Below are 12,314 nucleotides of genomic sequence, written 5' to 3' on the forward strand. Positions count from 1 at the left end.
TGGTGACACTTAGTGAAAGGGGAATCCTATGCGGAAGTTTGCCGTTGCGATGGCTTTGGCCACGACGGCGATCGCCTCGCCCGCGTTGGCGCGAGACGGTGCCTGGTATATCGGCGTCGAAGGCGGTCCGATGATCGTTGAAGACCTGGATCTCGACATCGGCGCCACGTCCGATGCTGCCTCGGTCGATCACGACTATGGCTACGACGCGGATGCGATCGTCGGTTACGACTTCGGTGCGTTCCGCGCCGAGGCCGAGGTCGGCTACAAGCGCGCCCGTCTCGACAGCCTGCGTTCGTCGGTCCTGCTTCCCGGCGGTCCGGCCGGTGGTGGTTCGTTCGACGCCCGCGGTGCAACGTCGGCGCTGAGCTTCATGGTCAACGGCATGCTCGACTTCGGTGAAGACGACACGCTGAACGGCTTCGTCGGCGGCGGTGCGGGTGTGGCCCGCGTCAAGCACGACGAGTACGAGATCACGAGCGGCAGCCCGATCGTCGACGACAGCGACACGCGCTTCGCGTGGCAGGCGATCGCCGGCATCCGTGCGCCGCTGACCGAGAACATCGACGTCAGCCTGAAGTACCGCTTCTTCAACGTCGACGATGTCCGCACGGTTTCGACCGTCGGCACGCCGATCGAGACGCGGCTGCGCACGCACAGCCTGATGGGTGGTCTGGTGTTCAACTTCGGCCAGGCAGCCCCGCCGCCGCCGCCGCCGCCGCCGCCGCCGCCTCCCCCGCCGCCCCCGCCCCCGCCCCCGCCGCCGCCTCCGCCGCCGGCTCAGGTGTGCACGCCGGGACCGTATATCGTGTTCTTCGAGTGGGATAGCTCCGAGATCACGCCGGAAGCGGCTTCGATCCTCGACAACGCCTACACGGCGTACCAGGATTGCGGCAACGCGCGCGTCATGCTCGCCGGTCACGCTGACCGGTCGGGTTCGGCCCAGTACAACGTCGGCCTGTCCGAGCGTCGCAACGAGGCGGTTCGCGCCTACCTCGGCAACCGCGGTGTCTCGACCGGCAACATCACGACCGAGGCCTTTGGTGAGAGCCAGCCGCGCGTCGAGACCGCCGACGGTGTCCGTGAGCTCCAGAACCGCCGGGTGGAAATCACCTACGGTCCGGGCGCCGGCTACTAAGACCAGCGTATCGAAGAATTGGGGGTCGGCCTTCGGGCCGGCCCCTTTTCTTTGTGCGCGCTAGTTCCCGATCGGCGTCGCTCCGGCGCTGTCGGCGGCTCGGGCCGAATTGCGGTGCGGGCTACTGAGCGCGTGGGGACGGGGTCGCCGTCTTTCGCCGGTCGGTCAGGTGATGATTGATGCAGGTTGGCGTCAGCGCGCCGTCGCGACCTTTGCGCCCGCATCGATGCACGGCCCGGCGGTTCCCGGAGCCCGGCGGCGCTTGACGCCCGCGCCGTCATCCCGTTCAGGAACCAACAGGTTCCAGAAGCGGGCGGATTGCAATGAAGATCGCGATGATCGGGTCGGGCTATGTCGGGTTGGTGTCGGGCGTGTGCCTGGCCGACTTCGGCCACCGGGTCGTGTGCGTCGACAAGGATGCCTCCAAGATCGAGGCGCTGCGCGCCGGCCGCATGCCGATCTACGAGCCGGGTCTGGACACGCTGGTTGCCACCAACGTGGCGGCCGGGCGGCTGTCGTTCACCACCGACATCAACGATGCGGTGGCCGGCGCCGATGCCGTGTTCATCGCCGTCGGCACCCCGTCCCGGCGCGGCGGCGGCCATGCCGACCTTAGCTATGTCTTCGCGGCGGCCGAGGAGATCGGCCAAGCGGTCACCAAGCCCGTGGTTGTCGTGACGAAGTCGACCGTTCCGGTGGGCACGGGTGACCGGGTCGAGACAATCCTGCGCGAGGCCTGCCCCGACCATGAGATCGCGGTGGTTTCAAATCCGGAGTTTCTGCGCGAGGGCGCGGCGATCGAGGACTTCAAGCAGCCCGATCGCATCGTCGTGGGCACGGACGATCCGCGTGCGCAGGCGGTGATGACCGAGGTCTACCGGCCCTTGTTCGTCAACCAGTCGCCGATCCTGTTCACCGGGCGGCGGACGGCCGAGCTGATCAAATATGGCGCCAATGCGTTCCTGGCGACCAAGATCACCTTCATCAACGAACTGGCGGATCTGGCCGAGAGCGTCGGCGCGGACGTGACGCAGGTGGCGCGCGGCATCGGGCTGGACGATCGCATCGGCCCGCGCTTCCTGAACGCCGGGCCGGGCTACGGCGGATCGTGCTTCCCGAAGGATACGCTGGCGCTGCTCCAGACGGCGGAGGAGTCAGACGTGTCGCTGCGGATCGTGGCGGCGACGGTGGAGGCCAACGACCTGCGCAAGCGCGCAATGGCCGACAAGATCGCGGACGCGCTGGGCGGTGACCTTGCCGGCAAGCGCGTCGGCCTGCTGGGCCTGACCTTCAAGCCGGGCACCGACGACATGCGCGACGCCCCGTCGCTGGCCATCGTTCCGGCGCTGCTGGAGCGCGGGGCGAGCGTCCAGGCCTTTGACCCCGAGGGCATGGAGCAGGCGCGCGCCATGCTGCCGGGGATCAGCATGTGCGACACCGCGGCGGACGCGGCCCGGGATGCGGACGTGCTGGTATTGCTGACCGAATGGGATCTGTTCCGGGCGCTCGACCTTCATGCGCTCGCGCGGACGATGGCGCGCCCGATCCTCGTCGACCTGCGCAACGTCTACGATCCGTCGATCGTCGCGCGCGCCGGCATGACATATCACGGCGTGGGGCGCGGCGACCTGTCGAAGGCCTGAGGAGCGACGCCAACTCCGCGGGCGTGCAACATATTGCGCCGCGCGCGGTTGGTAGGCGGAGCTTTGGAGGAACCAACATGCGCGCCCACCTTCTTACCCTTGCGCCGATCATGCTGATCGCCGCCTGCGGCACGACCGAGACGAACAGCACAGCCGCCGAGAACGGGACTGAGCTGGGCACCGCAAACGACGCGGCGACTATGGAGATGGCCGACGGCAACCAAAGCAGCGCGACGACAACCGCGCGCGCCATGCTGAAGGATGCAAGCGGCGCCGACCGTGGCGAGGCGACGTTAACGCAGGTCGGTGACGCCGTGCGCATCAACATCTCCGCCACCGGGCTCGAGGCGGGGGAGCGGGGCTACCACATCCATACCACCGGCCGGTGCGAGGGACCGGCCTTCGAGAGCGCGGGCGGACACTGGAACCCGACCGACCGGCAGCATGGCCGCGACAACCCGCAGGGGCAGCATCTGGGTGACCTGCCGAACCTGACGATCGGCGCGGATGGCCGCGGCACGATCGAGGCGACGATCCAGAACGCGACGCTGACCGGGGGCACCAACCCGGTGCTGGACGACGATGGCGCCGCCGTCATGATCCATGCCGGGCCGGACGATTATCGCACCGATCCGTCCGGCGACAGCGGCAGCCGCATCGCCTGCGGCGTCGTGGAGGCCGGCTGATCGCCCCGGTGGCGGCAGTCAGCCCAGCCGCCACCGTTCGACCGGATCATAGCTTGCCCCTTCGCCGCCCAAGCGGCTTTCGAACAGGATCAGATAATCCATGGTGAAGGAGGCGGCGGGCGGAACGGCCGCGGCGGCGGCATAGGCCGCGATCGTCCCACCGTCGGGCCCGCCGCGCCCGAACCGCGCGATGGTCACGTGCGGCACGAAGGCACGCCGATCCGCCTCCACCCCCGCGCGCCGCAGCGCCTGGTCGACCTTCTGGTGAAGCGACGCCAATGGTTCGCGCGGTTCCACGCCGACCCACAGCGTGTCGATCCGCCCGCGTCGATCAAAGGTCCCCAACCGGCCGAAGCGAGCCTCGACCGGATCGTTGCGGACGGAGGCGAGCGCCGCGGCGATATCGTCTGCCTGGTGGCGGTCGACCTCTCCGATGAAGCGGAGCGTGAGGTGAAGCTGGTCGTCGGACTGCCAGCGTGCGCCGAGCAGCCCGTGCATCATCGACTGGAGCAGCAGGCGGGCAGGGCGCGGCGGGCGGAGAGCGACGAACAGGCGGTGCATTGATCCTCCGTCGGGTTCGAGGCCGCGCGCCCGCTTTCGCTTGAATTGGCACGACGATCCACCGATATTCATCACATCCGGCATGTGCGCCGGGCAAAGGAGCAACCTTCAAATGGCAAATTGGTCTGACCCCCGGACGGCGACGGCAGCGCGCCCGACGTCGGCCGGAACCGCGACGGCGTCCTATGATGCCGGCCTGCGTCGCTACATGCTGTCCGTGTACAACTACATGGCGTCGGGCGTGCTGCTGACGGGCATCGTCGCTTTGCTGTTCGCTCAGTCCGGCCTGGCGGCACAGGTGCTGTCGACGCCGCTGGCCTGGGTCATCATGCTTGCGCCGCTCGGCTTCGTCATGGCGATGAGCTTTGGCGTCAACCGCATGCAGACGTCCACGCTGCAGATCCTGTTCTGGGCCTTTGCGGTCGTCATGGGTCTGTCGATGTCGTCGATCTTCCTGGTGTTCACGGGCACGTCGATCGCGCAGACCTTCTTCGCGACGGCGGCGGCTTTCGCGGGTCTCAGCCTGTGGGGCTACACCACGAAGCGTGACCTGTCGGGTCTCGGCACCTTCCTGGTGATGGGTGTCGTCGGCCTGCTGGTCGCGATGATCATCAACATCTTCCTGCAGTCGACGGCGCTTGCCTTCGCCATCTCGGCGATCGGCGTGCTGCTGTTCGCCGGCCTGACGGCGTATGACACGCAGCGGATCAAGAGCATGTACGCCTATGTCCAGGGCACGGACATGATGGGCAAGACGGTGATCATGGGCGCCCTGTCGCTCTACCTCGACTTCATCAACATGTTCACGTTCCTGCTGAACTTCATGGGCAGCCGCGAATAGTCGGACGGCCTGATCCGAACGGAAAGACGGGGCCCGGCAGCGATGCCGGGCCCCTTTTTCTTGTGTCCGCCGGTCAGCCCTTTGCCTGCATGGCCTCGTCATCAAGCGCGCTGGCGCGCTGATAGGCGGGCCGGGCGATCAGCCGTTCGCTGTAGGCCTGCAGGACGGGGGAGGCGGGCATCGACTTGAACATCAGGCCCCAATTGACCTGCGACCCGACATAGACGTCCGCGGCCGTGAACTGCGACCCGCACAGCCACGGATCGGCCGCGCCGACCGCCTTTTCCAGCGCCGCGATCGTCCCGTCGAAGCTGCCGTAACCGACCATCGCGCCCTTGTCGGCGGGTGGCAGCAGGTTGAGCGACTTGGCCGTCACTGCCGCCTCGACCGGACCGGCCGCAAAGAACATCCAGCGATAATAGGGCGCCCGTGCAGGATCGCCGTGCGGGGGCGCCAGCCCGGCGTCCGGAAAGGCATCCGCCAGATAGGCGCAGATCGCGGCCGCTTCCGTCACGACGACGCCGTCGTGGACGAGCGTCGGCACCTTCCCCATCGGGTTGACCCCAAGGAAATCGGCCGCCTTCATGCCCGTGCCGTAATCCAGATAGGTCACGTCATAGGGCTGGCCGACCTCCTCCAGCATCCAGCGGGCGATGCGGCCCCGGGACATCGGGTTGCTGTAGAGCATCAACGACATGATCGTCCTCCTCAGGCGAGTTGCTGGCGAAGAAAGGTCGTGGTCCGGTCCCATGCCGTTCGCGCGGCCGCCGCGTCATAGCGCTCGGCGGACGTATCGTTGTTGAAGGCGTGGTTGACCCCGGGATAGACGTGGAGGGTGAGCGGCTTGCCCGCGTCCCGCGCGGCGGCCGCGAACGGCTCGGCCGTGCCGTTCACCCGGGTGTCGAGGCCGGCGAGGTGGACGAGCAGCGGGGTGCGAAGCCGCGCCACCTCCGCGACCGCCGGCGCCGGGCCGTAATAGCTCACCCCCGCGTCAAGCATCGGTCCGTCGGCGACCGCCAGGCGGTAGATCATGGCCCCGCCCCAGCAGAAGCCGACCGCGCCGACCTTGGCGCCACCGGCGCGGCGCCGCATCCACTCGAGGCCAGACTGCGCGTCCCGGACGGTTGCCGCCAGGTCGAGCGCGCCGATCATCTCGCGCGCCCGGTCCTCGTCGGCCGGGGTGCCGCCGGCGGGCGTCAGCAGGTCGGGGGCGAGCGCCTGGAAGCCGGCCACTGCCATCCGTCGCGCGACGTCGCGGATGTGCGGCGTCAGCCCGCGGTTCTCGTGGATCACGAGCAGCTTTGGCGCCGCCTCGCCGCCGGTGCGGGGCGTGGCGAGATAGCCGGCCATCGGGCGGTTGCCGACGCTGGTCCAGCGCACGTCCTCCGCCCGGACGCGACCGTCGTCCGCCGCCACCACCTCGGCCGCCGCCGCCGATGGCGCGATCGACAGGACCAGCGCCTGTGCCGCCGCCGCGCTTCCGGCCAGCCGGGTCAGGTCCGCCATGAAGGCGCGCCGGTCAGCCCCTTCATGCGTGAAGCGATCGTAAAGTTCGATTGCGCGCTGCCGAAGATCCCGGTCGTCCATGCTCGCTCTCCCGTTGGTCGGGCGGGAAGCTAGCAGCCGGGAAGGGGCGTGCAAGCCGCCCGGTCAGTCGCGCAGGCGGAGCGCCACTTCGTTCATGAAGCGGGCGTCATCGCCATCGGCGAGCCGTGGCGCCTCTGCCGCGATCGCGCCCAGCATCTCGGCGAGCGGGTCCATCTCCGCCTTCGCGTAGTTGCCGAGCACATGGCCGGTGACACGGTCCTTGTGGCCGGGGTGGCCGATGCCGATCCGCACCCGGCGGAAGTCGGCGCCGATATGCGCGTCGGTGGAGCGAAGACCGTTATGGCCCGCCGTGCCGCCGCCCATCTTCACCTTCACCTTCATGGGGGCGAGGTCGAGCTCGTCATGGAACAGGGTAACGTCGCCGGGCGCGAGCTTGAAGAAGCGCATCGCCTCGCCGACGGCACGGCCGCTCTCGTTCATGAAGGTCGCAGGCTTCAGCAGCAGCAGCTTGTGCGCGCCGATGCGGCCTTCCGCCGCCAGCCCCTGGAACCGCGCCTTCCAGGGCGAGAAGCCGTGCATGTCGGCGATGGTATCGACCGCCATGAAGCCGACATTGTGGCGGTGGAGCGCATAGCTTCCACCCGGATTGCCGAGGCCGACCCAGATCTGCATCGCCGGCGCTCAGTCGACCTGGCGACGGGCAGCGGGGGTGGGTGGGGAGATGACCATCGTTGACCCTCTCCCACGGCATCGACCGGCCGGCACCGTCGGGCGCCGGCCGGTCCTTGTCGTCAGTCGTCGCTGGACTGGCGGGTGGCGGGCACCTCGGCGGACTCGGGCGCGCCCTCGTCCTCTTCACCCTCGCTCGACTTCAGCGCGGACGGCGCGACGATCGTGGCGATGGTGAAGTCGCGGTCGGTGATCGCCGACTCCGCGCCCTCCGGCAGCGTCACGGCCGAGATGTGGATCGAATCGCCGACCTCGAGGCCGGTCAGGTCGATCACGATCTCGTCCGGGATGTGGGCCGCGTCCGACGTCAGCTCCAGCTCGTGCCGGACGACGTTCAGCACGCCGCCGCGCTTCAGGCCCGGCGAGGCCTCCTCGTTCTCGAAGCGGACGGGAACGCCGACCGTCACCTTGGCATCACGCGTGATGCGCAGGAAGTCGACGTGCAGCGGACGGTCGGTGACCGGGTGGAAGGCGACGTCCTTCGGCAGCGTGCGGACGGACGTGCCGCCGACGTCGACCATGACGACGGAATTCATGAAATGGCCGGTGTGAAGGAGCTTCATCAGCGCCTTCTCCTCGACGTGAATCGAGGCGGGTGCCTCGTTGCTGCCGTAGATCACGGCGGGCACGCGGCCTTCGTTGCGCAGTGCACGGGAGGCTCCCTTGCCAGCCCGCTCGCGCGCTTCGGCCGACAGGGTCAGCTGATCGCTCATGGTGTTGCTCCGTTTCTGGATTAGGTGCCGACCACGCCTCCAGGGATGACCATGGCCGGACGCGCGCGCTTAGCGGCACGGCGGTCGAAAGGCAAGGCGGGCGGGGCGGCGAGCGTCGGCCCGGGGATCGGCGGCGATCAGCCGTCCACATGCCCCGCCATGCGCCGCATCGCCGCGATCACGTCGGCATGCTGCACGGGCTTTGGGTAGAATTCGCTGCGCACCGGCAGGTCCAGGTCGGCCTTGGCGAAGCTTGCGGCCGTCAGGATGATCTCGATCGGCGGCCAGCGATTGCGGATGGTCGCAGCGATCTCGATGCCGCGCACGCCGCGCGGCATGTCCAGGTCCATGTAGACGATGCGGATGTCCGTGCGCGTTTCCAGGATCCGGATCGCGTCGGCGACGTCCAGCGCCTCCACGGCCTCGAAGCCCGCTTTCTCGACCATGTCGATCGCGTCGAGACGCAGCACCGGCTCATCCTCGATGACGAGCACGGGGTGACGTCGCAGCGGCGTTGATTGTCCCATCCGTCGTTAACGCTTCAGGACTGCTGAAGTTGATCGAGCGGCGCAACGGCGTGAAAAGACAATCCTTTGTCCTCATATTTAATGTCGGTGCCGCCGGCGCCGGTCAGCCCCATGCGGATGATGCGCGATCCGAACCCGCGGCGGCTGGGCGCCTTGGCGGGCGGCCCGCCCCGCTCGCACCAGCTGAGGCTCAGGATCTTCTCGCCGCCCTCGTGCTCGATCGTCCAGAGCAGCTCGACCGATCCATCGGTCACGCTCAGCGCGCCGTACTTCACCGCGTTGGTGGCAAGCTCGTGCAGCAGCAGCGACAAGGAGAGCGTCGCGCGCGCGCCGATCGCCACGTCCGGTCCGGACAGCAGGATGCGCGCGCCGTCGTCGAAGCTGCCGAGCACGCCGCCCGCCACGTCGGCGATCGAGGCGGCCGCCCAGCTCTGCTTGGTCAGCACGTCATGAGCGCCGCTTAGCGCCACCAGCCGCGACCCGAACGAGGCCAGTGCGTCGCGGTTGACCGCCGATCCCAGCGTCTGGTTGGCGATCGCTTGGATGACGCTCAGCGTGTTCTTCAGCCGGTGCGCCAGCTCTCCGTTCAGGAGGTCCTGGCGCTCGCGCGCCTCGTGCAGCGCGGTGATGTCGCGGGATACCGACAGGATGCGCTCCACCCGTCCGTCATGGCCGCGGATCGGCGACACGGAGATCGACCACCATTTGGGCCGGCCGGCATAGGTGTCGGCCGCCGCCTCGAAGACGGTCGACCGTCCCTCGCGCGCCGCATCGATGGCATCCTTGGCAAGGCCGACGCCGCCATCCTTCATCAGGTCCGGCCAGGGGCAGCCGCGGACGGCGTTGAAGTCGCCGATCTCCATCACCTCCATCCCGCCCTCGCTCATGAAGGACAGGGTGCCGTCCAGCTCCAGCACCTTGATGCAATCTGTGGATGCGGACAGCACGCTGCTGAGGAAGCCCTGGCGCTCGGCAAGGCTGGCATTGGCGGCTTGCAGGTCCTGCTGCGCCTGCCGAAGGTCGTTCTGCGCCAGGATCTGGCGGGTGATGTCGATGTTGTTGCCGACCCAGCGGCACACCGTTCCGGCCGTGTCGCGCACGGGGATGATGCGGGTCAGGAACGGCCGGAACACGCCGTCCGCGCCGCGCAGCGGAAACACCATCTCGAACGGTTCGCCGCTGGCGATCGATGCCGTCCAGCTTTCCATCACCTGCGGCAGCACGGCCGGGTCATGCACCGACTGCCAGCCCCAACCCTCCATTTGGGCCGGGGTGGTGCCACAATATTCGTGCCAGCGCCGATTGTACCAGGTGATGTAGCCGTCCGCGTTCGCGATCCAGCAGAGCGTCGGCAGGTTGTCGACGATGGCGCGGTAATCGGCGGAATCGATCTGACTCGCCGCCAGGATGACGCCAGCGTCGTTGATGCGCTCGCCATGCCACCAATAGGTGCCGCCGAAGTCGGCTGTCGCGCCCCCGTCGATCTGGCCGGATGCTTCGCTCATCGCCTCAAGCATAACAAAGGTTAAAAGATTCGGCCACTCTGCGCCGCGCAGGCGCCGGTCGGGCGATCATGCCTGTGCGGGAACGACGGCCTTGAAGGCGCGGGTGATGTCCGCCGGCGCCACCGGCTTTGACAGGATGGCCGCTGCGTAATCGCAGGGCTCGCACTCCTCCGGCGTGCCGGTGATGAAGATCACCGGGCGCGGCCCCAAGAGCTGTCGGATCTGCCAGACCGCGGCCGGGCCGGTTCCTTCCGCGAGCCGGACGTCCGACATGATCACCGACGGCGGCCGCGCCAGCGCACAGGCCACCGCCTGCGCCTCCGTGTCGGCACGCTCGATCGACGTCGCCCCACCGTCGCGCGCAACGTCGGCGATCATCTCGCCTACCAGCCAGTCATCTTCGATCACCAGCACATGGCACATCGCGGTTCTTTCAACAGTTGATCTCTATCAACCGTCTTCGGGCGCGATTGGGTTCGTCCGATCGTGCAAAAACTTCGGCCCTCACGACGAACTGCCGGGGCGTGTTGCCCGATCACTGCACCCGGCGGACGCGCAGGCCCTGTTGTTCCAGCCGCTGGATCACCGATCCGTCGCCCGCCAGGTGCCCGGCTCCCACGGCCACCATCACCGTGCCCGGCGTGTCGAGCCGCTGCTTGACCCATTCGGTCCAGGCGGCGTTGCGGCGCGCCAGCAGCGCGTCGGCAACCTCGGGCGATAGTCCTTCGGCATCCTGGTAGGTCTCGGCCAGGCGACGCAGGTCGCCCGCCGTCCACGCCGCGATCATCGCGTCGAACGCGCCATCGGCCCCTTCCGCTTCCTGGAGGAGGCCGCGCAACAGGTCACGCTGCGCCGACTCCGGCAGGGTATCGAAGAAGCCGAGCTGCTGTTCCAGCGTCTCCAGCCCGACGATGCGCTTGCCCCCGGCCGCGCCCTTCAGCACCTGCTCCACGCCCGCCGCCGGGGTGAGGCCGCTCTCCCGGTAGAGCGTCGTGCCCAAGGCCAGGGCGGCGGCCCAGGTTTCCAGCGCGTTCAGCGATGCCTCCGGGATGCGCGACTCCGCGATCATGCGCGCCAACGCGGGCCGGTCGGCCGGCGGCACCCGCTCGATCAGCGGCGGCAGCCCGGGCGAGGTCGCGAGCGCGGCATAGCGGGACGCCTGCGCCTGCGGGTCGGTGGGCATGTCCACCTCCAGCACCAGCGTGTCCGCCTCGGCAAAGGCGCGGTCGAACGCGGGCGTCCGCCAGGTGACGTCTTCCGGCAGCAGGTGAACGGTGCCGAACAGGTAGATGCGCGTGTCCGCATCGGCGACCTGCCACAGCGCCGGGCGCGCCTCCGTCGCCGCGGGTGCGGCCGCACAGCCGCTGCCGAACAGCGCGATCAGGGGGGCGAAGGGGGCAAGCAGCCGGGCAAGCAGGGTCATGCTGCGCGCCTAGCGGCCGGCGGCTGAACGGCCGGCAACATCGTTCACGGCGCGACACGCTCCGCAGTGACCGCGGCCTGGGCCAGGTGGTGCTGCACGCTGTCCGGCCCCACCAGGTGCGCCGCGCCCACGGCCAGCAGCACGGTGCCGGGCTTTTCCAGCCGGTCGGCGATCCATGCCGCCCAGTTGGCGTTGCGCCGGTCGAGCAGCACGCGCCGCATTTCCGGATCGCGCGGCCAGTCCCGCGTCACGGCGTCGAGGCCGGGCACGTCGCCGTTGCTCCAGGTGCGCAGCAGTTCCTCGCCCACCAGCTCGTTCTGGTCGATGCCGTCGAGCGCTTCCTGCAGGAACCGGATCTGAAGGGGGCTGGGCACCGCGTTCAGCAGCGACAGCTGCGCCTCCATGCCCTCGATCTCGCCAACCGTCTTGCCGGCCTCGCGCGCCTTTCCGCTCAGCACCGTCTCGACACCCAGCGCATCCGTTGTCAGCCGCCCGCGCCCGCGCGGTTCCAGCCCGCCGAGCAGGAAGGCCGCGAACCAGGGCTTGAACCGGTCGATCATCGCGCCCGGGCCGCCGCTGCGGGCAAGCGCCAGGTCGTAGCGCTGGCGGTATGCCTGCGGCACGCGGTCGCGCAGCGACTTGCCTTCCGGCAGCATCAGCCCGGCAACGAAGTTCTGCGCCGTTTCGGTGGCGCCGGCGCCTTCCGGCTCCACCGTCTCGAAGATCACTTCGTCGGCCGCGTCGAACGCCGCCACCACCGGTCCGCGATACCAGTCGACGCCGGGCGGCAGCGCGTGCACCGTCCCGAACAGGTAGATTGTCGTATCCGCATCCGCGACGCGCCACAGCGCCGGCCCGGCCCCCGGTGCGGTCGCGGCCGGCTCCGCCTGGGCCGGCGCGATCGCCAGCATCGTTCCCGCAAGCCAAAGCACAACTCGCCGCATCGCACGCTCCCGGACGCCCTTCCTCACAATCCCCGAGCACCCGGCCGCACGCAAGC

At 68.9% G+C, this 12,314-nt stretch carries 14 protein-coding genes; 4 read left to right on the plus strand and 10 right to left on the minus strand.

The annotated features are described in order from the left end of the window. The first annotated feature begins 28 nt into the window (after positions 1-28). The 3 genes from GGR88_RS01545 (at position 29) to GGR88_RS01555 (ending at position 3,467) form a co-directional block, all read left to right on the plus strand. Entirely contained in the window at positions 29-1,138 is a 1,110-nt protein-coding gene (locus GGR88_RS01545; RefSeq protein ID WP_209023169.1) for an OmpA family protein, read from the plus strand. A gap of 323 nt (positions 1,139-1,461) precedes the next feature. Continuing rightward, positions 1,462-2,781, plus strand: a complete 1,320-nt coding sequence (locus tag GGR88_RS01550; protein WP_167952310.1) for a UDP-glucose dehydrogenase family protein — start codon at positions 1,462-1,464, stop codon at positions 2,779-2,781. Positions 2,782-2,858: 77 nt separating this feature from the next. After that, the gene (locus GGR88_RS01555; protein ID WP_245196409.1) at positions 2,859-3,467 is read left to right on the plus strand and encodes a superoxide dismutase family protein; all 609 of its coding nucleotides are present in this window, start codon (positions 2,859-2,861) and stop codon (positions 3,465-3,467) included. Positions 3,468-3,485: 18 nt separating this feature from the next. Here the strand turns inward: GGR88_RS01555 and thpR are convergent, their stop codons facing one another. Then, positions 3,486-4,028, minus strand: coding sequence for an RNA 2',3'-cyclic phosphodiesterase (thpR, locus tag GGR88_RS01560; protein ID WP_167952312.1), 543 nt, complete (start codon positions 4,026-4,028; stop codon positions 3,486-3,488). A gap of 112 nt (positions 4,029-4,140) precedes the next feature. On the opposite strand from thpR, the gene GGR88_RS01565 reads away from it, so the two are divergent. Then, positions 4,141-4,869: a Bax inhibitor-1/YccA family protein gene (locus tag GGR88_RS01565; RefSeq protein ID WP_167952314.1), complete on the plus strand. Its 729-nt coding sequence runs from the start codon at positions 4,141-4,143 to the stop codon at positions 4,867-4,869. Between the two features lie 73 nt (positions 4,870-4,942). Here GGR88_RS01565 and GGR88_RS01570 read toward each other — a convergent pair whose 3' ends face one another. The 9 genes from GGR88_RS01570 to GGR88_RS01615 all read right to left on the minus strand — a co-directional run bounded on the left by GGR88_RS01570 (position 4,943) and on the right by GGR88_RS01615 (position 12,225). Next, positions 4,943-5,566 (minus strand): glutathione S-transferase family protein, encoded by a 624-nt coding sequence (locus GGR88_RS01570; protein ID WP_167952316.1) that lies wholly within the window; start codon positions 5,564-5,566, stop codon positions 4,943-4,945. An 11-nt stretch (positions 5,567-5,577) separates the two neighbouring features. Continuing rightward, positions 5,578-6,456, minus strand: a complete 879-nt coding sequence (locus GGR88_RS01575) for a dienelactone hydrolase family protein (RefSeq protein ID WP_167952318.1) — start codon at positions 6,454-6,456, stop codon at positions 5,578-5,580. A 63-nt stretch (positions 6,457-6,519) separates the two neighbouring features. Then, the gene (pth, locus tag GGR88_RS01580; protein ID WP_167952320.1) at positions 6,520-7,089 is read right to left on the minus strand and encodes an aminoacyl-tRNA hydrolase; all 570 of its coding nucleotides are present in this window, start codon (positions 7,087-7,089) and stop codon (positions 6,520-6,522) included. 119 nt (positions 7,090-7,208) lie between these two features. Beyond that, positions 7,209-7,859 carry a 50S ribosomal protein L25/general stress protein Ctc gene (locus GGR88_RS01585; protein ID WP_167952322.1) on the minus strand — a complete coding sequence of 217 codons (651 nt, stop codon included), beginning with the start codon at positions 7,857-7,859 and terminating at the stop codon, positions 7,209-7,211. A 137-nt stretch (positions 7,860-7,996) separates the two neighbouring features. Beyond that, a complete protein-coding gene (locus GGR88_RS01590) occupies positions 7,997-8,386 on the minus strand; it encodes a response regulator (RefSeq protein WP_167952324.1) in 390 nt (129 codons plus the stop codon). A 14-nt stretch (positions 8,387-8,400) separates the two neighbouring features. Continuing rightward, positions 8,401-9,891: a PAS domain-containing protein gene (locus GGR88_RS15020; protein ID WP_209023170.1), complete on the minus strand. Its 1,491-nt coding sequence runs from the start codon at positions 9,889-9,891 to the stop codon at positions 8,401-8,403. Between the two features lie 66 nt (positions 9,892-9,957). Next, positions 9,958-10,314, minus strand: a complete 357-nt coding sequence (locus GGR88_RS01605; RefSeq protein WP_167952326.1) for a response regulator — start codon at positions 10,312-10,314, stop codon at positions 9,958-9,960. Positions 10,315-10,426: 112 nt separating this feature from the next. Next, on the minus strand, positions 10,427-11,314 hold the full coding sequence (locus GGR88_RS01610; protein ID WP_167952329.1) for a TraB/GumN family protein: 888 nt from the start codon (positions 11,312-11,314) through the stop codon (positions 10,427-10,429). A gap of 44 nt (positions 11,315-11,358) precedes the next feature. Then, entirely contained in the window at positions 11,359-12,225 is an 867-nt protein-coding gene (locus GGR88_RS01615) for a TraB/GumN family protein (RefSeq protein ID WP_167952331.1), read from the minus strand. Between the last annotated feature and the right edge of the window lie 89 nt (positions 12,226-12,314).

The sequence above is a fragment of the Sphingomonas jejuensis genome (genome assembly GCF_011927695.1).
In the GTDB taxonomy this organism is placed as follows: domain Bacteria; phylum Pseudomonadota; class Alphaproteobacteria; order Sphingomonadales; family Sphingomonadaceae; genus Sphingomonas_K; species Sphingomonas_K jejuensis.